This is a genomic window from Pseudonocardia oroxyli, assembly GCF_900102195.1.
In the GTDB taxonomy this organism is placed as follows: Bacteria; Actinomycetota; Actinomycetes; order Mycobacteriales; family Pseudonocardiaceae; genus Pseudonocardia; species Pseudonocardia oroxyli.
The window spans coordinates 265,024-287,801 of sequence record NZ_FNBE01000003.1 but is presented as its reverse complement, the minus strand read 5'-3'; the positions used below and the strand labels follow the sequence as shown (position 1 = coordinate 287,801).

General features: G+C 75.5%; 18 protein-coding genes and 1 pseudogene. 7 read left to right on the top strand and 12 right to left on the bottom strand.

Going from position 1 to position 22,778, the window contains the following annotated elements; translation table 11 throughout:
* The first annotated feature begins 81 nt into the window (after positions 1 to 81).
* Together aroB and aroQ are read left to right on the top strand one after the other, a co-directional pair.
* Complete coding sequence (gene aroB, locus BLS43_RS06315) at positions 82 to 1,173, top strand: 3-dehydroquinate synthase (protein WP_093078145.1); 1,092 nt, start codon at positions 82 to 84, stop codon at positions 1,171 to 1,173.
* On the top strand, positions 1,170 to 1,598 hold the full coding sequence (aroQ, locus tag BLS43_RS06310) for a type II 3-dehydroquinate dehydratase (RefSeq protein ID WP_093078142.1): 429 nt from the start codon (positions 1,170 to 1,172) through the stop codon (positions 1,596 to 1,598). Before aroB ends, aroQ begins: the two co-directional genes overlap by 4 nt.
* Before the next feature lie 28 nt (positions 1,599 to 1,626).
* Here aroQ and BLS43_RS06305 read toward each other — a convergent pair.
* Both BLS43_RS06305 and BLS43_RS06300 read right to left on the bottom strand, forming a co-directional pair.
* A pseudogene (locus tag BLS43_RS06305) lies at positions 1,627 to 2,691 on the bottom strand (MFS transporter); the annotation flags it as partial.
* Positions 2,692 to 2,712: 21 nt separating this feature from the next.
* A complete protein-coding gene (locus tag BLS43_RS06300) occupies positions 2,713 to 3,414 on the bottom strand; it encodes an MBL fold metallo-hydrolase (RefSeq protein ID WP_093078136.1) in 702 nt (233 codons plus the stop codon).
* Between the two features lie 18 nt (positions 3,415 to 3,432).
* Between BLS43_RS06300 and BLS43_RS06295 the strand changes: the two genes are divergently transcribed.
* From BLS43_RS06295 to nusB, 3 genes are all read left to right on the top strand, one after another.
* Positions 3,433 to 4,479: a M24 family metallopeptidase gene (locus BLS43_RS06295; protein WP_093078133.1), complete on the top strand. Its 1,047-nt coding sequence runs from the start codon at positions 3,433 to 3,435 to the stop codon at positions 4,477 to 4,479.
* A 101-nt stretch (positions 4,480 to 4,580) separates the two neighbouring features.
* Entirely contained in the window at positions 4,581 to 5,144 is a 564-nt protein-coding gene (gene efp / locus BLS43_RS06290; RefSeq protein WP_093078130.1) for an elongation factor P, read from the top strand.
* A gap of 1 nt (position 5,145) precedes the next feature.
* Positions 5,146 to 5,565, top strand: coding sequence for a transcription antitermination factor NusB (nusB, locus tag BLS43_RS06285; protein ID WP_093078127.1), 420 nt, complete (start codon positions 5,146 to 5,148; stop codon positions 5,563 to 5,565).
* 54 nt (positions 5,566 to 5,619) lie between these two features.
* Here the strand turns inward: nusB and BLS43_RS06280 are convergent, their stop codons facing one another.
* Positions 5,620 to 8,445, bottom strand: coding sequence for an ATP-binding protein (locus tag BLS43_RS06280; protein WP_176921192.1), 2,826 nt, complete (start codon positions 8,443 to 8,445; stop codon positions 5,620 to 5,622).
* Between the two features lie 251 nt (positions 8,446 to 8,696).
* Here BLS43_RS06280 and BLS43_RS06275 point away from each other — a divergent pair, with 251 nt between their 5' ends.
* Positions 8,697 to 9,884, top strand: a complete 1,188-nt coding sequence (locus tag BLS43_RS06275) for an acyl-CoA dehydrogenase family protein (RefSeq protein WP_093078121.1) — start codon at positions 8,697 to 8,699, stop codon at positions 9,882 to 9,884.
* A 47-nt stretch (positions 9,885 to 9,931) separates the two neighbouring features.
* On the opposite strand, the gene BLS43_RS06270 is transcribed toward BLS43_RS06275, so the two are convergent.
* From BLS43_RS06270 to BLS43_RS06260, 3 genes are read right to left on the bottom strand one after another with little or no spacing between them, the layout of a single operon-like run.
* A complete protein-coding gene (locus BLS43_RS06270) occupies positions 9,932 to 10,633 on the bottom strand; it encodes an SDR family NAD(P)-dependent oxidoreductase (RefSeq protein WP_093078118.1) in 702 nt (233 codons plus the stop codon).
* Entirely contained in the window at positions 10,630 to 11,553 is a 924-nt protein-coding gene (locus BLS43_RS06265; protein ID WP_093078115.1) for a DMT family transporter, read from the bottom strand. The genes BLS43_RS06270 and BLS43_RS06265 overlap by 4 nt, the downstream gene beginning before the upstream one ends.
* A 2-nt stretch (positions 11,554 to 11,555) precedes the next feature.
* Positions 11,556 to 13,979: a WS/DGAT domain-containing protein gene (locus BLS43_RS06260; protein WP_093078112.1), complete on the bottom strand. Its 2,424-nt coding sequence runs from the start codon at positions 13,977 to 13,979 to the stop codon at positions 11,556 to 11,558.
* Between the two features lie 14 nt (positions 13,980 to 13,993).
* Here BLS43_RS06260 and BLS43_RS06255 point away from each other — a divergent pair, with 14 nt between their 5' ends.
* A complete protein-coding gene (locus tag BLS43_RS06255) occupies positions 13,994 to 15,076 on the top strand; it encodes an MGDG synthase family glycosyltransferase (RefSeq protein ID WP_245707327.1) in 1,083 nt (360 codons plus the stop codon).
* Positions 15,077 to 15,081: 5 nt separating this feature from the next.
* On the opposite strand, the gene BLS43_RS06250 is transcribed toward BLS43_RS06255, so the two are convergent.
* The 6 genes from BLS43_RS06250 to hpnE form a co-directional block, all read right to left on the bottom strand.
* The gene (locus BLS43_RS06250) at positions 15,082 to 15,747 is read right to left on the bottom strand and encodes a VC0807 family protein (protein ID WP_093078106.1); all 666 of its coding nucleotides are present in this window, start codon (positions 15,745 to 15,747) and stop codon (positions 15,082 to 15,084) included.
* Positions 15,748 to 15,882: 135 nt separating this feature from the next.
* Positions 15,883 to 16,887, bottom strand: a complete 1,005-nt coding sequence (gene hpnH, locus BLS43_RS06245; RefSeq protein ID WP_093078103.1) for an adenosyl-hopene transferase HpnH — start codon at positions 16,885 to 16,887, stop codon at positions 15,883 to 15,885.
* The gene (gene ispH / locus BLS43_RS06240) at positions 16,887 to 18,413 is read right to left on the bottom strand and encodes a 4-hydroxy-3-methylbut-2-enyl diphosphate reductase (RefSeq protein WP_093078100.1); all 1,527 of its coding nucleotides are present in this window, start codon (positions 18,411 to 18,413) and stop codon (positions 16,887 to 16,889) included. The genes hpnH and ispH overlap by 1 nt, the downstream gene beginning before the upstream one ends.
* On the bottom strand, positions 18,410 to 20,332 hold the full coding sequence (gene shc / locus BLS43_RS06235) for a squalene--hopene cyclase (protein WP_093078097.1): 1,923 nt from the start codon (positions 20,330 to 20,332) through the stop codon (positions 18,410 to 18,412). Before shc ends, ispH begins: the two co-directional genes overlap by 4 nt.
* The gene (locus tag BLS43_RS06230) at positions 20,332 to 21,408 is read right to left on the bottom strand and encodes a polyprenyl synthetase family protein (RefSeq protein ID WP_093078094.1); all 1,077 of its coding nucleotides are present in this window, start codon (positions 21,406 to 21,408) and stop codon (positions 20,332 to 20,334) included. The genes shc and BLS43_RS06230 overlap by 1 nt, the downstream gene beginning before the upstream one ends.
* Positions 21,405 to 22,775 carry a hydroxysqualene dehydroxylase HpnE gene (gene hpnE / locus BLS43_RS06225; RefSeq protein WP_176921191.1) on the bottom strand — a complete coding sequence of 457 codons (1,371 nt, stop codon included), beginning with the start codon at positions 22,773 to 22,775 and terminating at the stop codon, positions 21,405 to 21,407. The genes BLS43_RS06230 and hpnE overlap by 4 nt, the downstream gene beginning before the upstream one ends.
* Between the last annotated feature and the right edge of the window lie 3 nt (positions 22,776 to 22,778).

The following is a 22,778-nucleotide window of genomic DNA, read 5'->3' as shown; positions in this document are numbered from 1 at the left end:
TGCCCGGCGGCCGGGCGGGCCGGGAGCGGTCGGGACCGGGCGGGCCGGGGCTTCGGCGGGGCCGCCGGTTAGGGTCGTCGCATGTCGGCTCCTCCCGCCCCCACCAGCATCCGCGTCGCGGCCGAGAACCCGTACGAGGTCGTCGTCGGGCGGGGGGTGCGCGCCGGGCTGGCGGGCACCGTCGAGGGGCTCGGGGCCGCGAAGGCGCTGCTCGTGCACCAGCCCGCGCTGGCCGAGGCGGCCGAGGCGGTCCGCCAGGAGCTGGAGTCCGCGGGGCTGGACGCCCACCGCGTCGAGATCCCGGACGCCGAGGAGGGCAAGTCACTCGCCGTCGCGGGGTTCTGCTGGGAGGTCTGCGGTCAGATCGGGCTGACCCGGCAGGACGTCGTCGTCGGGTTCGGCGGGGGCGCGGCGACGGACCTGGCCGGGTTCGTCGCGGCGACCTGGATGCGCGGGGTGAAGGTCGTGCACGTCCCGACCACCCTGCTCGCGATGGTCGACGCGGCCGTCGGCGGCAAGACCGGCATCAACACCGCGGCCGGCAAGAACCTGGTCGGCTCGTTCTACGAGCCCGGCGCGGTGCTCGTCGACCTGGCGACCCTCGACACGCTGCCTGGGGACGAGCTGGCGGCCGGGATGGCCGAGGTCGTGAAGGCCGGGTTCATCGCGGACCCGGTGATCCTCGACCTCGTGGAGCAGGACCCGCGGCGGGCGCTCGACCCCACGGGGGACGTCCTGCCGGAGCTGGTCACGCGGGCGATCCGGGTGAAGGCGGACGTCGTCGGGGCGGACCTGCGCGAGTCCCACCTGCGGGAGATCCTCAACTACGGCCACACGCTGGGCCACGCGATCGAGCGCCGCGAGGAGTACCGGTGGCGGCACGGGGCGGCGGTGAGCGTCGGGCTGGTGTTCGCCGCCGAGCTGGCGCGCGCGGCGGGGCGCCTGGACGATGCCACCACCGACCGGCACCGCGCCATCCTCACCTCGATCGGCCTGCCCACGACGTACGAGGCGGGTGTGCTGCCCGAGCTCGTCGAGACGATGCGGGGCGACAAGAAATCCCGCGCGGGCACCCTGCGGTTCGTGGTGCTCGACGGGCTCGCCAAGCCCGGACGCCTGGAGGGCCCGGCCCCGGAGCTGCTCGAGCAGGCCTATGCGACGGTGTCCGCATGACACGCGTGCTCGTCCTCAACGGCCCCAACCTGAACCGGCTCGGCCTGCGCGAGCCCGGCATCTACGGGCACACCACGTACGCGGACCTGGAGAAGCTCTGCGTCCAGACGGGCACCGAGCTCGGTCTCGAGGTGGAGGTCCGGCAGACCAACACCGAGGGCGAGCTGCTCGGCTGGCTCCACGAGGCCGCGGACGCGGGCATCCCGGTCGTGCTCAACCCGGCGGCGTGGACGCACACCAGCGTCGCCGTGCGGGACGCCTGCGCCATGCTCACCGGCGGGCTCGTCGAGGTGCACATCAGCAACGTGCACCAGCGCGAGGAGTTCCGGCACCACAGCTACGTCAGCGCGGTCGCCACCGGCACGATCGTCGGGCTGGGTGTGCAGGGCTACGTCCTCGCGCTGCGCTACCTCGCCCAGCACTAGCGCCGTTCGCCTGGGCCGGCGGGTGGGCTCAGGTCGTCGCGACCGCCACGGGTGACGCCGAGCGCAGGCCGTGGCGTTCGGCGTCACGGTCGGGGCGGACCACCAGCATGGTGACCAGCCCGCCCACCACCATCAGCAGGCCCGCGATGTCGAAGGCGCGGCCGAAGCCCTCCAGCGGCGTGGCGGCCGCGTCGACCAGGATGCCGGTGAGCAGCGGCGACACCACGCCGGCGACGGCGACGACCGCGTACCAGGTCCCCAGCACCGCGCCGCGCTGGCGGGTCGGCGTGGTGTCGGCGACGGCGGCCTGCGACAGCGGGGTCTGCGAGTTGCCGATCCCGAACGCCAGCGCGATGAACGGCAGCAGCAGCCACGGCGCGTCGATCCGGGTGACCAGCAGCATCGAGATGCCCGCGACCAGTGCGAACGCGCCGCCGAGCACGCCTTGCGCCAGGTGCCGCGACACTCCGCGGCGCAGCAGCCGCTGGGAGAGCCCGCCGCCGAGCAGCATGAACGCGATCGACACGAACGCGGGCACGGTGACGACCAGCCCGATGATCCCGCCGCCGAACCCGACCGCCGCGAGGTAGAGCGGCCGGAACGCGATCGCGAGCGCCAGCCCCCGGTAGACGGTGAACCCGGAGAGCACGGTGCCGAGCCAGGTCCCGGACGTCAGGAGGCGTCGGTACGGGACCCGGGGTTGCGTGACCGGGGCGGCGGGCGAGGTCACCGCGTGCGGTCCGTCGCCGCCGATCGCCAGCCAGGCGACGCACCACAGCAACCCGATCCCGCCGAGGATCCCGAAGGCGGCGCGCCATCCCCACGCGTGCACCGCCGCGTTCAGCAGCGGCGCGCCGAGGATCACGCCGAGCCCGGAGCCGACCGTCAGCAGCGCGGCGGTGAAGCCCCGCTTGCGCTCGTCGACCCAGGTGAACGCGACGTGCATGCCGAGCGGGACACCCGGCCCCTCACCCGCACCGAGCAGGATCCGGGTGACCAGCAGGACCGCGAACCCGGCCGCGGGCACCAGGATCGGCAGCTGCGCGGCCGACCAGATCAGCGCCAACGCGACCAGCATCCACCGGGCGGAGAACCGGTTGCCGAGGAAGCGACATCAGTTCCCGAACGCGAGGACGAACTCCTCGGCCGAGCGGGGCCGGAAGACGACGTTGGTGCGGCGCACGTCGAGCAGCGGGGCGGACGGGTCCTCGGAGTACAGGTGCCCGGGGTAGACGATGGGGTTGCCCGCGAGCGCCCCGAGCCGCTGCAGGCTGCGGTACATCGCCTCGACGTCCCCGCCCGGGAAGTCCGTGCGCCCGCAGCCCTGCAGGAACAGCGTGTCGCCCGCGACGAGCTTCCCGTCGACCAGGAAGCACTGGCTGCCGGGCGTGTGGCCGGGGGTGTGCAGCAGCCGGATGGGGATGTCGCCGACCGTCACCACCTCGTCGTTGCCGTGGGGGACCAGGTCGGTGACGCCGGTGACCTTGGTGACCCAGTCCGCCTCGGCGGCCTGCACGTGGACCGGCACCTGCGTGCGCTCGAGCAGCCCGGTGAGCCCGTCGAGATCGAAGCCCATCATGGACCCGCCGACGTGGTCGGGGTGGTGGTGCGTGGCGAGGACGCCGGTGAGGCGCATGCCGTCCGCCTCGAGGACGTCCAGCAGCTCGCCGGGCGCGTACGCGGGGTCGACGACGACCGCCTCCCGGGTCTCGCTGTCCCCGATCAGGTACGCGAAGTTGACCATCTGTGTGGCGACCCGGTCGCCCACGGCGAAGTCCCTGCCGGACAACAGCTGCTTGAAGTACAGCGCACCCATGGGCCTACCTTAGGCGCCATGACGCCCGCCGCCCGCCGCGTTGCCCTGCGCGCCCTGCTCGACGCCGCCGGGCTCGACGGCCTGCTGGTCACCGACCTGCTCAACGTGCGCTACCTGACCGGGTTCACCGGCTCCAACGGGGCGCTGCTGCTCACCCGGGACGGCGCGCTGTTCGGCACGGACAGCCGCTACACCGCACGCGCCGCCGTCGAGGTCCCGGACCTGGAGCCGCTGATCGAGCGCGGGACGGTCGCGGCGCTGGCCGCGCGGGCCACCGGCCGGATCGGCTTCGAGTCCGACGCCGTGACCGTCGAGGGCCACGCCGCGCTCGCGGCGGTCACGGACGCCGAGCTGGTCCGCGCCCCGGGCCTGGTCGCGCAGCTGCGGGTGGTGAAGGACGAGACCGAGATCGCGGCCCTGCGCCGGGCCTGCGCGATCGCCGACCAGGCCCTGACCGACCTCCTGCACGGCCCCCTGGAGGGCCGCACCGAGCGCGAGATCGCCCTCGACCTGGAGTTCCGGATGCGGGCGCTCGGCGCGGACGGGCCCGGCTTCGACTCGATCGTCGCCGCGGGCGCGCACTCCGCGATCCCGCACCACGCCCCGACCGACACTCTCGTCGCCGCGAACGACCTGCTCAAGCTGGACTTCGGCGCGCTCGTCGACGGGTACCACTCGGACATGACGCGCACCGTGGTCGTCGGGCGGGCGGCGGACTGGCAGCGGGAGCTGTACGCGCTGGTGCACGCGGCCCAGGCCGCGGGCTGCGCGGCCGTCGAGCCCGGGGTGGCGACGAAGGAGGTGGACGCCGCCTCGCGGGACGTCATCGTCGCCGCAGGGCGCGGGGAGTTCTTCGTGCACGGTCTGGGGCACGGGGTCGGGCTGCAGATCCACGAGGCGCCCGCGCTGTCGGCGTCGTCCGCCGACGTGCTGGAGGCCGGCATGTGCGTGACCGTCGAACCGGGCGTCTACCTGCCCGGACGCGGCGGGGTCCGGATCGAGGACACCCTCGTCGTGGACGGCGAGACCCTCACCGGGTTCCCGAAGGAGCTGCTCGAGATCTGACCGGTACGCTGGAGCCATCCGCCGTGTGCGGTCGTACCGGTTCCACGGGAGCGACCCCGCGCGCGTCCCCCGGCGAACCGAGTACGAGGAGAGTCCCGCACGTGGCCACGACGAACGACCTGAAGAACGGCCTGGTGCTCAACCTGGAGGGCCAGCTGTGGACCGTCCAGGCGTTCCAGCACGTCAAGCCCGGTAAGGGCGGCGCCTTCGTGCGCACCACCCTGAAGAACGTGATGACCGGCAAGGTCGTCGACAAGACCTTCAACGCCGGCACCAAGGTCGACACCGCGACCGTCGACCGCCGCGACATGACCTTCCTGTACAAGGACGGCCAGGACTTCGTGTTCATGGACGGCGACACGTTCGACCAGCTCAACATCCCCGCGTCGGCAGTCGGTGACAACGCGAACTACCTGCTGGAGAACCAGGTCGCGCAGGTCAGCTTCCACGAGGAGGCGCCGCTGTTCATCGAGCTGCCGACCTCCGTCGAGCTGGTCATCAGCCACACCGACCCGGGGCTGCAGGGCGACCGCTCCACCGGCGGCACCAAGCCCGCCACCCTGGAGACCGGGGCCGAGATCCAGGTGCCGCTGTTCCTCGAGACCGGCACCAAGGTCAAGGTCGACACCCGGGACGGCCGGTACCTCGGCCGCGTCAGCTCCTGACGTGCGGGCTCGCACCAAGGCCCGCAAACGCGCCCTCGACATCCTGTTCGAGTCCGAGGCGCGGGGGGACGACGCGCTCGCGGTGCTGACCCAGCGCCGCGAGACCGACGACGCCCCGCCCGTGTCGGACTACGCGGCGATGCTGGTCCGCGGCGTCGTCGCGCACCGGGAGCGGATCGACCAGCTGCTGGCGGAGCACGCCGAGGGCTGGACGGTCGCCCGGATGCCCGCCGTCGACCGCACCCTGCTGCGGATCGGCATCTACGAGCTGCTGTGGGTGGACGAGATCGACGACCCGGTGGCGATCACCGAGGCGGTCGAGCTCTCCCGCACCCTGTCCACGGACGACAGCCCCCGGTTCCTCAACGGCGTCCTGGGCCGCATCGCCGACATCGCCCCGCAGCTGCGCGCGACCCTCTGATCCGCGGCTCCGCCGCCCGTGCGCGGCAAGTGGTGCCCGAGCACCACTTTCCACTCACGACCCCCGGAGGTGCCGGGCCGCCGCCTCGGTGCGGTTGGCGCTCCCGGTCTTGCGCAGGATCGCGCGCACGTGGTTGGCGACCGTGTGCTCGCTGATGAACAGCCGCGCGGCGATACCACGGTTGGACAGCCCCGCCGCGACGGCGGCGAGCACCTCCCGCTCGCGGTCGGAGAGGCCGTCGGCCGGGGGTACGCCCGGCCGCAGCGCGTGCCCGATCGGGCCGGCGAGCGCCTCGGCGCGGGCGCGGCTGCGCGCCGCGCCCCCCGCGTCGCCGCGCGTGGTGAGCACCGCGGCGCGGTCGGCGAGGACCTCCGCCTCCCACAGCGGTGAGCCCGAGCGCCGGGCGAGCGCGTGGGCGGCGCGGAAGCACGCGTCCGCCTCGTCCGGACGCCCGGCGAGCGCGTGCAGCCCGGCGCGCAGCCGGTCGGCGGGGCCGAGGCAGAGGGTGAACGCGGCGGTCAGGTTGGTCCCGGCGAACGGGGCGAGCGCACCGTCGAGGGCGTCGGCGTGTGCGCGGGCCCCGGTGCGCACGCAGCCCTCGGCCAGGAAGCCCGCGCAGGCGGGCCACATCGGGCCCCGCGGGATCCCGGCGAACCCGCGCGGCGCGAGGGCGTCGAGGACGGCGCGGGCGTCCTCGACCCGGCCCAGCTCGGCGTAGCAGGCAGCGAGGGCGGGTCCCCAGACGGGCGGCGCGGCGACTCGGGCGCGGGCTCGCACCAGCGGGAGGACCTCGGCGAGCCTGCCCTGCGCGCGTCGGACGACGACCATCGCGACGCCGTCCCCGCCGTCCCCGCCGTCCCCGAACGCCGCGTCGTCCGGCTCGGCGAGGGCGAGGCTCCGCTCGGCCCCACCGAGGTCGCCTGCCGCCAGCGCGAGGATCGCATCGAGGTGGGCCGCCGACTGCCGGAACGGCGGGTACCGGCCGGTCTCGGCGGTCCGCCGCATCCGTGCGGCGGCGTCCGCGGCGCCGTCGAGCTCCCCGAGCGCGATCCGCGCCCGGCTCTCGTGCCCGCTCCCGTACGCCACGCTCCAGTGCTCGCCGTGCCGCTCGGCCAGTTCCTGGAGCTCGACGGCGGCGTCGAGCACCTGCCGCGGGTCGGACCACGCCGTGATCGCCGCCCGCAGCCCGACGAGCAGGGCGCCCGCGTCCCCGAGCTCGCGGGCCCGCGCCACGGCGACCTCGATGCGCCCCAGCGCCTCCTCACCCCGCCCCTCGGCGGCGAGCGCCCTGCCCAGCGACGCCTGCAGCCGGATCGCGGCGGGCCCCGCGTCGGCGCCGACCCGCTCCACGGCCCGCCGGACCAGCGCGACGGCCGGGGTCCGCGGGGACTCCGGGAGGTGGCCCGCTTCCGCGTAGAGCACCGCGGCGTCCGCGAGCAGCTCACGTGCCTCGGGCTCGTCGAGGTCGGCGGCGGTGTCGACGGCCTCGGCGGCCCGGTCCCGACAGCGCCCGTACACGCCGCGCCGCAACCACGCGGCGGCGAGCGCCACGAGCACCCGCGCCCGGTCGATCCCGGTCGGACCGCAGGTCAGGACGGCGTCGAGGTACGCGGCGGCCTCGTCGTGCGCGCCTCTGCCGGTGGCCCGGGCGGCGGCGAGGAGGGCGTAGTGCACGGCCTTGTCGGGCGGCGCCAGCGGCGCGCTCGCGGTCAGGTGGCGGGCCAGCTCGGTGAGCGACCCGCGGTCCGGGGCCTGCTCGAGCGCCTCGGCGAGCGCGAGGTGCGCGCGGCGCCGCGCGATCGGCCGCATCCCCGTCTCGACGCTCTCCCGGACCACGGCGTGCTCGAAACGGTGGACCAGCGCCACCGCCTCGACCGGGGCGAGCAGCCGGGCGCGCAGCAGCTCGTCGAGCGGGGCGTCGAGCGCGTCGGGGGTGGTGTGCAGCGCCGCCGCCAGGACCTCCAGGTCGCTGCACCGCCCCGCGACCGCCGCCAGCTCGACGAGCCCGCGGGCGGCGGGGGACAGCCTGCGCAGCCGCGCCGCGACGACCTCGCGCACCCCGGCCGGAACCGTTCCCCCGGAGGTCCGGTCCCGCACGGCCCACCGTCCCCGCACCGGCGCGACCGCCCCCGCACCGACCAGGTGTCGCCACAGCTCGCCGAGGAGGTAGGCGTTGCCGCCGCTGCGGTCGGCGAGCTCGCGGGCGAGCGTGCGCAGGTCGGCGTCCAGGGGGTGCCCGACGGCCCCGGCGACGAACCGCGCGACCGCCCCCTCGTCGAGCCCGGCCAGCGGCAGCCGGGTCACGGTGTCGTGGCGACGCAGGTCGGCGAGGCAGCGGTCGAGGGGGTCGCTCCGCTCGTCACCGGTGTCGCGGAACGTGCCGATCACCACGGCACGCGCCGGCAGGCCGGTGCGCGCGAGGTGGCCGAGCACGGCGAGGGTCTGCGGGCCCGCCCAGTGCAGGTCGTCGAGCACGACGAGGGTGGGTCTGCGGTGCGCGGCGGCCGCCAGCACCTGCGCGAACCCGGCGTGCAGCCGGGCCCGGGCGACCGCCGCGTCCACGGGCGGCCCGACCGCCACCGCGGGCTCGACGAGCGCGGTGAGCGCGGGTGGGACGGCGTACGCGGGCACCGCCTCGAGCACCTGTTCGACGACCTGGACCCACGGCTGGTGCGGCGGCGCGAGGTCCGGCTCGCAGGTCCCCCGCAGCACCGCGGCGCCCCCGTCGCGCACGGACCGCGCGAACTCCGCGGCCAGCCGGGTCTTGCCCGCGCCCGCCTCGCCGCCGACCAGCACCAGCTCACCGTCGCCGACGAGCGACCGGGACCACGCGCCGTCGAGCACGGCCAGCGCGTCCGCCCGACCGACGAACGGGGGCATCGGGGATCGGCCGACCGGCCCGGCCGGCTGCGGCGTCCGCTCCTCGACGCGACTATTCGCCGTACCCCTCACCTCCGGCCGCCCCCGGTGCTCAGGACGGACCATCGTGCCGCCGTCGCGGGCCCCGGTCGAGGGGTGGGAGGGGGTTGATTCCGGGCATGTGCGCGCCGTGGCGCGCGGCGTAGCGTCCCGGCCCGGCGTCGGGCCCCGACGACCCGCGCCGCAGGACCTGGGGCCACGGAGGGACCGCCATGACCGCCACCACCGAATCCGGTACCGGCACCGTCCTGCCGGACGACATGCTGGCCCGCTTCGACGAGCGGGCGCCGCGCTACGACCGCGAGAACGCCTTCTTCGCCGAGGACTTCGACGAGCTGCGGGCCTGCGGCTACCTCGACGTCGCCGTCCCGACGGCGATGGGTGGCGGCGGCGCGACGCTGGCCGAGTACTCGCGGCTCGCCCGGCGCCTGGGCTCCGTGGCGCCCGCCACGGCCCTCGCCGTGAACATGCACGTGTACTGGACCGGCGTCGCCGCCGACCTGCAGCGGGCGGGGGACGACTCGTGTGCGGTGATCCTGGAGCGGGCCGCGGCGGGGGAGGTCCTCGCCGCACTGCACGGTGAGGCGGGCAACGAGTTCCCGCTGCTCTACGCCACGACGACGGCCGAGCGGGTGGACGGCGGCTGGCGGATCAACGGCCACAAGATCTTCGGCAGCCTCAGCCCGGTCTGGACCCTGGGCGGCTTCCACGCCATGGACGTGTCGGACCCGGAGGCGCCGCGGATCGTGCACGGTTTCGTGGACCGCGCGGACCCGGGGGTGCAGGTCGTGGACACCTGGGACACCCTCGGGATGCGCGCCACGCAGAGCCAGGACACCGTGCTGGACCACGCCTTCGTGCCGGACGAGCAGGTGGTGCTGGTGTGCCCGGCCGGGTTCGCGGGCGCCGGGCCCTTCCAGGTCGCGATCTTCGCCTGGGCGCTGCTCGGCTTCGCGTCGGTCTACCTCGGCGCGGCGCGGCGGGCGTTCGACCTCACCATCGAGTCGATGCCGCGCCGCCGATCGGCCGCGCTGAGCGGGTCGATGGTGAACCATCCCGGCGTCCAGCACGCGGTGTCCGACATGCGGATGGCCTATGACGCCGCCGAGGCCCTGCTGGAGCGCACGGCCCGGGACTGGTCCGACGGCGTGGACCACCCCGACTGGCCGGTCCGACTCGTCGGCACCCGCCAGACGGTGATCAACAATGCCTTCTCCATCGTCGACACCGCCCTGGACCTGAGCGGGGGCGGTGGCGCCTTCCGCCGGAGCAGGCTGGAGCAGCTGTTCCGCGACGTCCGGATGGGCCGGTTCCACCCGGGCAACGGGCTGATGGCCCACGAGCTCATCGGCAAGCTCTGCCTCGGGCTCGACCCGGACGGCACCCCACGCTGGGGGTGAGTCGCGGCTGCGCCGCTCGTGCGCGGTAAGTGGTGCCAGAGCACCACTTACCGCGCACGGGCGGCGAAGCCGCGTTGCGCCCGGGCGAAGAGCCCCGGGGCCATGCCGTGCACCTTGGCGCCGAGGGTGAGCCAGCGCGGGGTGATCACCTCGGGGCTGCCGCGGCGGACCGCCCGCAGGATCTCCTCGGCGACGTGGTCGGGGGAGACCGGGCGCGGGAACGGCCTGCGCTCGGTCCCGTGGAAGGGGGTGTCGACGATCCCCGGCAGCACCGTCGTCACGCCGATCTCGGGGACCTCCGCCCGCACGGCGTCCGCGTACCCCCGCAGGCCTGCCTTCGTCGCGGAGTAGACGGCCTCGCCCGCCACCCCGAGCGCCGCGATCGACGCCACGAACACCAGGTGCCCGCGTTCCGCGCGCAGCCCGGGCAGCAGCGCCCGGGTGAGCGCGATCGGGGCCCGCAGGTTCACGTCCAGCAGGGCGTCCGCGGTCTGCCCGGGGCCGATCCCGGCGCTGTGCACGACGAGCGCGGGCGGCCCCGGGAGCGCCGCGACCAGCGCCTCCACCCCGTCGGCCAGATCGGCGACCACCGCCTGCCCGCCGACGCGCTCGGCCACCGCGCGCAGCCGCTCCGGGTCGCGACCGGTGACGACGAGCCGCGCCCCGTCCCCCGCCAGCCGCAGCGCCACGGCCCGCCCGATCCCCGACGACGCCCCGGTCACCAGGGCGAGCCTGCCGTCGAGCCTCATCCGGGGGCCAGGTCGTGTCCGCCGCGCCCGGTGGCGAGGCGCTCGGCGTCGAACTCGTGCAGGAGGTGCTCGCCGCGCCAGGTGATGAACGTGATCCCGGCGATCACCACGACCGCCGCGAGGCACTGCCCGGCCAGCAGCGCGGGGGAGGAGTCGAGCCGCTCGCCCAGCCAGTACACGCCGATGAGCACCGCGACCACCGGATCGGCGCTGGTGATCACCGCGACCGCGGGCGAGACCATGCGGCCCTGCTGGAAGGTGTTCTGGGACAGCAGGAAGCCGATCGGCCCCAGCACGCAGACGGCGTAGAGCGTGGCGTGGTGGAAGGGCTCGAGCAACCCCACCGCCAGCTGGCCGGTCAGGACCTTCATCAGCCCCGCCGTGACCCCGTACATGATCCCCGTCGCCAGCGCGAGCGCGAGCACCCGCGACGGGTGCCGGGACGCCGACGCGTAGACCAGGCACCCCACGACGGCCGCGGCCAGCGCGATGGCCAACGGCAGCCCGTTCCAGACGTCGATGTGCTCCTGGGCGCCGGGGATCGGCCGGGCCAGCAGCAGGAACGCCGCGATGCCCACGGCGCAGAACAGCGCGCCCAGCAGGATCAACGGGTCCGGACGCCGCCGCGACATCAGCGAGGAGAACGCCGCGGCGAACACCACCCCGGTGACCAGCAGGGGCTGCACGACCGCGATCGCCCCGAACGAGAGCGCCACCAGCTGCAGGACCAGGGCCACGATCGTCGAGAACAGGCCGAGCAGCCACATCGGCCTGCGCAGCAGCCGGGTGAGGAGCCGCGGGTCGAGTGTGCCCGCGGTCTCGACCTCGTGCGTGGCCCGTTGCTGCGCGGCCGTCGCGAGACCGAACCCGGCCGCGCCCAGCACGGCGGCCGGGACCGCGATCAGCAGGTCGCCGTTCATCCTCACCCCCCGTGGACGCCCCCCGGATGCATACACCTCAACGACCGGATGAGGCCGGCGGGTATTCCCCCGATGTCGGGAACGACCGCCGTGTCCACGGTGATCCCGATGCAGGTGTGGCGCCCCCAGTGCAGCGCGCCGACCGCCACCCCGACGCCGTCCGCCAGCGGGAGCACCGGCGCCACCTCGGTGATGAGGCCCCCGCGGATGTGCAGCGGCCGCCGCGCCCCGGGCATGACCGACGCGATCAGGTGGAAGAACCGTCTGCCGTAGACCAGGCGGACGAGCGGGGCCTGCAGCGGCCCGGGCAGCAGACCCAGCCCGGCCAGCACGGCGGCGGCCCCCTCCGGCTGCCCGGCGGCGGACCCCCGGGCCAGCGCCCGCTCGACGGCGGCGACCCGGTCCGCGGGCGACATCGGCCCGGTGGGGAGGTCCAGCGCCACGGCGGCGGTGCGGTTGCCGTCCGCGCGCGTCCCCGTGGCGGCCCGGGTGCGGGTGGTCAGCGGCACCATCGCGCGGGTGCGGGCGGGCACGCCGAGCTGCTCGTGCAGGGTCTGGGCGAGCGCCGCGAGCACCACGACCGTCGTCCCGACGCCGCGGGCGCGCGCCGCGCGGCGCACCTCGGCGCCGTCGAGGATCACCGACAGTCGGCGCGGTGCCGGCCGCGAGGTCCCGACCAGCGGCGATCGCCCCGCGGGCCGCTGTAGCGCGAGGCTCGCGATCCCGCGGGCGACGGTGAGCCCGTGCCGCAGCCGGGCGGTCCTCGGGGCGGACGCGTCCGTGGCGGCGGAGCGGCGCGCGGCCGGGGTGCCCGCGCCGTCGTCGGTGAGCAGCCGGATCAGACCGTCGGTGACCGCGAGGCCGTCGCCGAGGGCGTGGTGCACCCGGGCGAGGACGTGGTGGGTGCCCGCCGCGGGATCGTGCGCCACCTGCAGCTCCCACCCCACCGTGGGGTCGAGGGCGTCGGCGAAGAAGGCGGTGGTGGCGGCGTCGACGTCCGGGAAGTCCGCCGCGGAGTCCGGGCCGAGGCGCCACACGGTCGGCCGGACGTGCCGCGCCGGGTCCGGGGCCGGGACGTGCCGCCAGCGCAGCGGCCGCCCGGGTCGCGCGGGCTCCAGGACCCGGTTGAGCAGGGTGTTCTGCGGCGCCCGCGCCCGGACCAGGGCCGCGAGGGCGGCCGGCCAGCCGTCCGCCGGGGCGTCGGCGACCGTGATCCGGGCCCCGACCTGCTGCGGGACCGCGGCCGTCGAGGCGTGCAGGAACAGCGCGTCCGGGGCTCGGACCCGGCTGAACCCGCCCGTGTCGGGCTCCGTCCGGGCCACCGCCGGGAGGAGCTCCCCACCCCTGCGGAGCACCCCGGACGGGGGCCGAGGTCGGGTTCGGGCGGCGGCGGCGAGATCGGCGTCCAGGTCGTCGGACTCCGCGCGGCGCCGCAGCGTCTTCACCACGATGGCGTGCTCCTCCGGGTCGGTCAGGGCGCGGACCGCCGCGGCGACACCCGCCCGGCCGTGGACGACGCGGGCGAGGCCCTCGGCCGCCAGCACGGCGGCGTTGGCCCGGCCGTGGCCGGGGAGGGGATCGGCCAGGACGAGCGGGCGCGCGCAGGCGAGCGCCTCGAGGGCGGTGGCCCCGCCGCCGTTGGTGATCACCAGGTCGCAGGCCTGCGTGGCCGCCGCCGGGTCGTCGATCCAGTCGACGGCCCGCACCCCCGCGACGCCGGCGAGCCTGCGCCGCAGCGAGTCCACCCGCCCGGCGCTGACCAGCACGTCCGCGCCCCCGTCGACGGCGCCGCGACAGATCGCCTCGACGTCCCCGAAGGCCAGCGACCCGCAGGAGACCAGCGCGACGGGCCGCTCCCGCGCAGCCGACGTCCCCGTCGGGGGCGCGAACGCCGCGACCACGGGGAGGGCGGCCACCCGCACGGGCGCGCCCGGGGCGGCGCGGTCCAGCAGCCGGGCGCCCTCGGCCGTGCTCACCAGGTGCAGGTCCAGCTCGGCCGACGCCCACAACGGGTGCGGGGCGGGGTCGGTGACCAGGGCGACCGTCGTCATGGGGGCGCGACCGAGGCGGCGCAGCCGGGCCAGCCCGGTGATCCCCTCCGGGAACACGGCGACCACGAGGTCCGGTCGCACGGACTCCAGGACCGGGGCGAGCCTGCGTGCGAACACCCGGCCGATCACCGCGCGGGTGCCCGCGCGGAAGAACGGGACGTGCCACAGCAGCTGGAAGTACAGCTCGTACAGCCAGGGCAGGTACCGGACGCAGCCCGCGTAGACCGCCCGGAACAGGGGGCCCGAGCGGTCGCCGAGGGTCTCGGTCCAGGTCACCTCGGCGGCGGGCCAGACCCGCCGCGCGCTCTCGTCGACGGCCCGGGCCGCGGCGTGGTGCCCGGCGCCCATGCTGCCGGTGACCAGCAGTAACTTCATGTAGGATGTCCAGTGTGGAGGGTCGGGTTCTGGTCCTGAGCGCGCCCGTCGGGGAGGGGCACGTGGCCGCCGCGCGGGCGCTGGCGGCGCGGATGCGGGAGCGGTGGCCCGGCGCCGAGGTGCACGAGGTGGAGAGCACCGCGGGGCCGCTGCGCGACCGCCTGCTGCGGGCGAGCTACGCCGCCACCATGCGGGTCGCGCCCGCGCTCTACGGCCTGGGCTACGACCTGCTCGTCCGGCACCCGCGCTTCGCCCGGCTCTGCAAGCGGGTCGCCGCCGCCCGGCTCGGCCGGTCGCTGGCCCCGCTGCTGCGCGCCGAGCACCCGGACCTCGTCGTCTCGACGTACCCGATGATCTCCGGCGGCCTCGCGTGGCTGCGGGCCCGGGATCGGCTCTCGGCCCGCACGGTCGCGGTGGTCACGGACGTCGCCGTGCACCCGTTCTGGGTCTGGGCGGGGGTCGACGAGACCTGGACCCTGCTGCCCGCCTCGCGCGCCCAGGCCGAGGGGATCGAACCGGCGGCGGACGTCCGGGTGGCGGCCCCCGCCGTCGACCGGCGGTTCCAGCCGGGGGACCGGCTCGCCGCGCGGCGCGCGCTCGGCCTGCCCGAGTCCGCGTTCACGGTGCTGGTCACGGGCGGATCGCTGGGGTTCGGCGGGCTCGAGGGCGTGGTCGACGCGGTGCGCGCGGGCGGTGCCGAGGAGATCGTGGTGCTGTGCGGGCGCAACGAGGGCCTGCGCCGCCGGCTGCGGGACCGGGCGACCGCGCTCGGCTGGACCGACCGGGTCCCGGAGCTGGTCACGGCCGCGGACCTGGTCCTGACCACGGCGGGCGGCATGATCGCGAGCGAGTCCCTCGCCGTCGGCACCCCGGTGCTGTTCGCGATGCCGGTCCCGGGCCACGGCGTGGCGGGCGCCCGGATGACCGAGGCCGCCGGGCTGGGCGTCGTCTGCCCGCGCGCCGAGGACGTCACCGCGACCATCCGCAGGCTGCACGCGCATCCCGAGGAGCGCGAGGCCCTGGCGGCGCGGGCTCGTGCCTACAGCGCGCACACCCTGGACGAGGAGCTCACCGCCCTCGCGACGCGCCTGTCCTGAACCCGCTAGCCCACGCGCAGCGGGCGCGGGGCGCCCATGCGGAACGTGAAGCCCTCGCCCTTCATGGAGCGGTGCAGCCACCACAGCGAGACGCCGATGCCCACCGCCACCAGCGAGTAGCTGCCCGCCGTGGACACCATCAGGAAGCTCCCGACGGTCTGGGTGGCCAGCACCGCGAGCGTGGTCACCCCGTTGACCAGGAAGACCGCGGCCCACAGCAGCGAGACCTTCCGGAAGAAGCTCTTCATCGTGGGGTGCTCGGTGAGCGCGTCCGGGAAGGCGCAGAAGTCGTCCGCCAGCCGGGCGAGCAGCGGCTGCTTCAGCCCGAGGGTGAGGACCAGCAGCCCGGCGAACACGAAGTTCTGCACCGTGGGCTGCAGGAAGTACAGGAAGGCCGAGTGCGTCCACAGCCCGACGGCGGTGCGGACCACCAGCAGCGTCGTCGTCAGCCAGAGGACGGCGGGGACCTTGCGGCGCAGCACCAGTCGCCGCCCGATCGCCAGGCCGGACCAGCACAGCGCGCCGATGACCCCGGCGTCGAACCCCGCGTGGGTGAACAGGATCCAGAACAGGGCCAGCGGGATCAGCGTGGATTCCAGCAGGGGACGGCCCGCGTGGCGCACGAGTGACCCGAGCGACGGGAGGTGGATCAGCGTGCGGTGGTCCGGCATGCACATCCTTATCGGGCCCAGTCCTGTGCAGTGGGGGCGTGGCAGTGCCGGAAGTGTAGCGGTCCGGGTCACGGGGAGATAACGGCATCGGTGCCCGATGTGTGCTCGCCGTGACGCCCCGGACCGTTACCCCCATCAGACGCTCACGGCCGCCCGGATGGACTCCCGCAGCGACCCCATGGTCGCCATCACCGCGGACGGCTCGTACCCGCAGTGCGCCATGCAGTTCGCGCAGCGCTCGTCCTTGCCGCGCCCGTAGGCCTCCCAGTCGGTGCCCTCGACGAGCTCCCGGTAGGTCTTCACGTGCCCGTCGTCGAGCAGGTAGCAGGGCTTCTGCCAGCCCAGCAGCGAGTACGACGGGATCGCCCACGCCGTGCAGTCCAGGTCGACCCTCCCCTCCAGGAAGTCCAGGAACACCGGCGAGTGGTTGAGCCGCCACTTCTTGCGGCGGCCGTCCCCGAAGGCCTTCTTGAACAGCTCCCGGGTCTGCTGCACGCCCAGGAAGTGCTCCTGGTCGGGGGCCTTCTCGTAGGCGTAGCCGGGCGAGATCTGCATCAGGTCCACGCCGAGCTCGTCGTTGAGGTAGTCGAGGACGTCGATGACGTCCTGCGGGGTGTCGGTGTCGAAGAACGTGGTGTTGGTGTTGACCCGGAACCCGGCCTCCTTGGCCATCCGGATCGCCTCGACCGCCTGGTCGAACACGCCCTCCTTGCTCACCGACTCGTCGTGCCGCTCGCGCAGCCCGTCGATGTGCACCATCCACGCGAAGTTCTTGTGGGGGGTGAAGCGGTGCAGGTGCTTGGGCAGCAGCACCGCGTTGGTGCATAGGAAGACGATCTTGTCGAGGTCCAGCAGCCGCTGGACGATCACGTCCATCTCCTTGTGCATGAGCGGCTCGCCACCCGCGATGGACACCATCGGCGCCCCGCTCTCGACGATCGCGTTCACGGCCTGCTCGACCGGCATCCGCTGCTTGAGCAGGTGCGCGGGCTGCTGGATCTTCCCGCAGCCGTTGCACTTGAGGTTGCAGGCGAACAGCGGCTCCAGCTCCACCAGGAGCGGGAACTTGTCCACGCGCTTGATCTTCTGCTTCATCAGATACGTGCCGAGTCGGATGGACTGGCGCATCGGCATGCCCACTAGAGGACCTCCTTGGGAAGCGTGAAGACGACGTCCTCGGTGCCGGTCGTCCGCGTGGTGACGGCGGCCGGGCCCAGGGCGGACAGGAAGGCGACGACCTCGTCGACCAGCTCCGGGGGCGCGGACGCCCCCGCGCTGACCCCGACCCGCGCCGCTCCGGGGAGCCAGCCGAGGTCGATCTCGCCGACGTCGTCGACGAGGTGGGCGGGGACCCCGGAGCGGCCTGCCACCTCGGCCAGCCGCCGCGAGTTCGACGAGTTCTCCGAGCCGACGACGATGACGAGGTCGACGTCGGCGGCCACCGCGCGGACGGCGCGCTGGCGGTTCGTGGTGGCGTAGCAGATGTCGTCCCGGCGGGGCCTGCCGATGGCGGGGAACCGGGCGCGCAGCACGTCGGCGATCCGCTCGGCCTCGTCCACGGCGAGGGTGGTCTGCATGGCGTAGGCGACGCGGTCCGGGTCCGGGACGGTCAGCGTGCGCGCCATCGCCTCGTCCTCGACCACGACGACGTCCGCGGGCGCCTCGCCCACCGTGCCCTCGACCTCCTCGTGGTCGGCGTGCCCGATGAGCAGGACGGTCTCGCCGCGGCCCACGTGCCGTTTGACCTCGGCGTGCACCTTCGCCACCAGCGGGCACGTCGCGTCGATGACGGCGAGCTCCCGCTCTTCGGCCTGCGCCCGGACCGCGGGCGACACGCCGTGCGCGGCCAGCACGGCGTGCGCTCCGGCGGGCACCTCGTCGAGCTCCTCGACGAACACCGCGCCGCGCTCGGTGAGCCTGCGGACGACGTGGGCGTTGTGCACGATCTGCCTGCGCACGTAGACGGGGGCGCCGTAGCGGTCGAGCGCGCGGTCCACGATGTCGATCGCCCGCTCGACGCCCGCGCAGAAGCTCCGCGGCTCGGCGAGCACGACCTCGCGCGGCCGCACGGCCGCGAACCAGTCGCCCAGCACGGGGGCGGCCCGGCGCAGGGCCCGCAGCGCCGTGAAGCCGCGGGTGACGGTCCCGGGCGTGACCAGGGGGGTGTCGGGGGTGTCCACGATCGCCCGGACGACCGCGAACGGCCCGCCCGCCGCCGCCTCGGCCAGCCAGCCGGACTCCATGTCCACGGCGAGGTGGCCCTCGCGGCCGAGCTCCGTCCGTCGGGCGCCGTCGACGACGGTCGGCGAGGAGACGATCGGCCCCAGGTGCACGGTGAGCCCGGACCGGCGCAGCGCCCCCGCCAGGGCCGCGGCGGTGGGGATCGGGACGGGCGCGCGGAAGTCGGTGAAGTGGATCTCGGAGGCGACCACGAGGTCGCCCGGCCGGACACCCTCGGTCAGCGCTCCGGCCACACCCGCGACCAGCACGGGCCGGGGGCCCGCGGAACCGATCCACCGCGCGGCCGCGGCCGACCGCACGGGCCCGAACCCGGTCCGCACCACCCGCGCGGACGCGGCGAGGCCGCGCAGCGCCACCTGCTCGACCGCGAGCGGGGCGCAGACGACCGGGGGCGCGAGCCCCACGGCACCGAGCGGGGCGCTCATTCGCCCACCTCCTGCACCCAGCGGCCGAGCGCGCTGACCGGGAAGGTCATCCGGTAGAGCCGGTAGCGGATGTAGAAGGCGCCGGGGAAGCCGGTGCCCGTGTACGGCTCCTCCTCCCAGCTGCCGTCGGGGAGCTGGGTGTCCATCAGGAACCGGACCGCGCGGCGGGCCTGCGGCGAGTCCGCCTCGCCCGCGGCGACGAGCGCGAGCAACCCCCACGCCGTCTGGGACGCCGTGGACTCGCCCCGCCCGCGCCACGCCGGGTCCTCGTAGGAGCGGATGTCCTCGCCCCAGCCGCCGTCGGGGTTCTGCATCCGCGCCAGCCACCGCACCGCGCGCCGGATCGCCGGGTCGTGGCGGGACACGCCCGCCGCGACCAGCGCCGGGACCACCCCGCCGGTGCCGTAGACGTGGTTGGTGCCCCAGCGGCCGAACCAGGAGCCGTCCGGCTCCTGGTGCGCGAGCAGCCAACGGACCCCCCGGTCGCAGGCCTCGGTGCCGGTCAGGCCGCTGTGCGCGAGCATCTCGACCACGTGCGCCGTGACGTCCGCGGACGGCGGGTCGATCACCGCGCCGAAGTCGCAGAACGGCAGCTTGGTGACGAGCTCGCGGGTGTTGTCGGCGTCGAACGCGCCCCACCCGCCGTCTGCGGACTGCATGCCGACCGTCCACGCGATCCCGCGCGCGACCGCGTCCTCGACGGGCACCCCGGCGACCCGGCGCAGCGCCAGCACGACCTCGGCGGTGTCGTCGGTGTCGGGGTAGCCGTCGTTGTCGAACTCGAAGGCCCACCCGCCGACCGGCAGGTCCGGGCGGCGCACCGCCCAGTCCCCGCGGACCCCCTGGACCTCCTCGTCGAGCAGCCAGGTCGCGGCCCGGACGACGTCGGGGTCGTCGGCGGGGACGCCGGCGTCCAGCAATGCGGTCACCGCCAGGCAGGTGTCCCACACCGGGGACTGGCAGGCCTCCAGCATGCGGGTGGTCCCCTCGGGGGTCTCCTTGCGCACGAGGAACCGGTCGAACCCGGCGATGCCCGCCTTCATCGCGGGATGGTCGAGCGGGTAGCCGAGCAGGTGCAGCGCGATCAGCGAGTACACCCACGGCGGCTGGATGCCGCCCCAGCTGCCGTCGGCCTCCTGGCGGGCCAGGATCCACTCGGCGCCGCGGCGCATCGCGAGCCGCCGCAGCGGCCCGACCGGCTTGCGGGCGTAGGCGTGCAGCCCCACGTCGAGCCGCTGGAAGGCGCCCGCCCAGGTCCAGGGCTTCGCGAAGGGCTCCGGCGCGGTGCCCGTCCGCAGCGCGTCGACCCCGAAGGGCAGCGGCCGCACCGGCTTCAGCGTGGCGACGATGGTCAGCGGCACGACGGTCTGGCGGGCCCAGCAGGACCAGTCGTAGACGTTGAGCGGGAACCACGGCGGCAGGAAGATCAGCTCGGGAGGCATGTTCGGCAGGTCGTCCCAGGACCAGAGCCCGAACAGGGCCAGCCAGATCCGGGTGAACACCCGGGACCGCTCGATCCCGCCCTCCTCGCGGACGAACTCCTCGGCGCGGCGCAGGTGGGGGGCGTCCGCCGGATCCCCGGCCAACCGCAGCGCGACCCAGGCCTCGATCGTCGTCGAGAGGTCCCCGGGACCGCCCGCGAAGGTCGCCCAGGTCCCGTCCGCGCGCTGCTGGGAGCGGATCCAGCGCGCCGCCTCGGCGGTCTCCTCCGCGGTGCGGATGCCGAGGAACTCCCGCATCAGCAGGTCCTCGGCGTCCATGGTCACGTTCGTCTCGAGGTCGCCCTGCCACCAGCCGCGCTCGTCCTGGATCGACCGCAGGAACCCGACGGCGGCGTCGAGCGTCTCCCGGGCCGTCCGGGTCGGGGTGCGGGTGGCGGTGCGGGACGGGGTGCGGCTCTCCGGTGCGGTGAGCGTCATCAGAACTCCCTGTCGATCAGGTGGTGGCCCAGCGCGAGCAGCTCGGCGTGCGGTCCGGCGGCGAGGCCCGCACCGGCGAGGGCCCGTTCGGCGGCGACCATCCGGCGTCGGGCCTCGGCGCCTGCCCACTCCCGGCCGCCGCCCCGCTCCACGAGGTCCGCGGCGGCCCGCAGCTCGGCGTCTGTCTGCTCGCCGGTGTGCGCGAGCCACGCGGCGAGCTCGCGGCCCGCCGCGCCCCCGCGCTGCACCGCGAAGGTGACGGGCAGGGACTTCTTGCGCGAGCGCAGGTCCGACAGCACCGGCTTGCCGGTCACCGCGGGGTCGCCCCAGATCCCCAGCAGGTCGTCGACCAGCTGGAACGCCATCCCGACGGCCATCCCGTAGTCCGACAGCCCCCGGACCGCCGCCGTCGGGGCACCCGCCAGCACCGCCCCGATCGCCGCGCTGGTGGCCAGCAGCGAGCCGGTCTTGCCCGCGGCCATCGTGAGGCACTCGTCCACGCCGACGTCCGCGCGCCGCTCGAACGCCACGTCCTCGGCCTGGCCCCGGATCAGCTCCCGGGTGGTGACGGCGACCAGGCGCGCCGCCGCCGCCGCGTGCGGGGAGCGGTCCTCCAACAGGACCTCGGTCGCCAGCGTCAGCAGCCCGTCGCCGCACAGGATCGCGCTCGCGGCCCCCCAGCGGGCCCAGACGGTGGGGCGGTGGCGGCGTTCCCGGTCGCCGTCCATCAGGTCGTCGTGGACCAGGGAGAAGTTGTGCACCAGCTCGACGGCCACGGCGCCCGCCAGCCCGGTCTCCGCGGGAGCCCCGGCCGCGGCCGCCGAGAGCAGCGCGAGCGCGGGCCGGACCGCCTTGCCGCCGCCGCGGCCCGGTGAGCCGTCTGCCTCGACCCAGCCCAGGTGGTACTCGGCCTGCTCGCGGCTGGAGACGTCCAGCCGGGCCACCGCCGCGCGCAGTGCCGGGCCGACCGTCTCGCGGGAGTGGGCCAGCAGCGCCGGGACGTCGACCGGTCCGGGTCGGGACGGGTCGTCGCGGAGGCCGGGTCCGTCCACGGTCACGGTGTCGGGGGTGCTCATGCGGGAACCTCCACGTCCACTCGGTCGGTCTGCAGGAGTGCCTCGGCGGCGTGCGCACCGGAACGGACGGCGCCCTCCATGGTCGCCGGCCAGCCGGTGGCGGTCCACGCGCCCGCCAGGTAGAGGCCCGGGTGGGCGGTGCGGGGCCCGGAGCGCCGCGCCGCCTGGCCCGGGGCGCCGCGGAAGGTGGCGTGCGGCTCGCGGGTGACGAAGGACTCCAGCACCCGTGCGTCGCGGGCCGCGGGCAGCAGCGCCGCCAGCGCTGGGACGAAGTGTTCCCGCAGCTCCTGGGCGGTGCGGGGGAGGAGGTCGTTCGCCGCGGACAGCGAGACGGCCAGGTACTGCGCCGCCGGGCCGAACACCGCCGCCGCGCCCGACTGAGCCGTCCGGTCGAACACCCACTGCACCGGGCTGTCGACGCCCGCGACGAACGGTTCCGCGAGGACCCGCCGGTCGTAGACCACGTGGACGTTGACGATCGGCGTGGTGCCCAGGTCGTCCTGCACCGTCCCCGCGGGCAGGATCCGCACCGCGGCCGCGGGCGGGACGGCCACGACGACGCGGTCCACCGCGGTCTCCTCCCCGGCGCCGGTCTCGATCAGCCAGGCCCCGCCCGCGCGGCGGAGCCCCGCGACCTTGGTGGACCGGCGGATCTCGACGCCGGCCGCGGTCAGCGCGCGGTGTGCGGCGTCGTCGTGCAGGGCGCCGAGCGGGGCGGTGGCCCAGCCGATGTCCCCCGCGTCCGCGCGGTCGAGCAGGCCGAGCTGGAAGACGGTGGCGGCGAGGGCGAGCGAGGCGTCCTGGGCGCGGGCGTTGAGGGTGGCGATGCCGACGACGTCCCAGAGCACGTCGACCGCCCGCGCGCCCTGCCCGTGGGCGGCGAGCCAGGCGCCGAAGGAGACCGCGTCCACGGCCGGGTCGTCCCGGTCGACACGCCCCAGCGCGAGGGCGGCGCGGACCAGCCCGAGGCGCTCGCGTGGGCTCAGGTGCCCGTACCGCAGCAGCGCGCCCGCGAGGTGCAGGGGCGCGGGGAGCGTGCTGCGGCGCAGCCGGGCGCTCCGGGTCGGCGAGCGGACGGCGATGTCGAGGCGGTCCTGCAGCGTGACGAGGTGCTCGGCGCCGATCCGGTGCAGGAAGCGGCGGTAGGCGGTGCAACACCGCAGGAAGACGTGCTGTCCGGTGTCGACGTCGAGGTCGCCGCGGCGGAAGGACCCGGCGACCCCGCCGAGCCGGGCCCGGGCCTCCAGCAGCACGACGTGCGCCCCCGCGTCCGCGAGCGCGAGCGCGGCGGCCTGCCCCGCGAGCCCGCCGCCGACCACCCCCACCCGTGAGCGGCGATGGTCGCCCTGGCGACCATCGCCACTCACGGG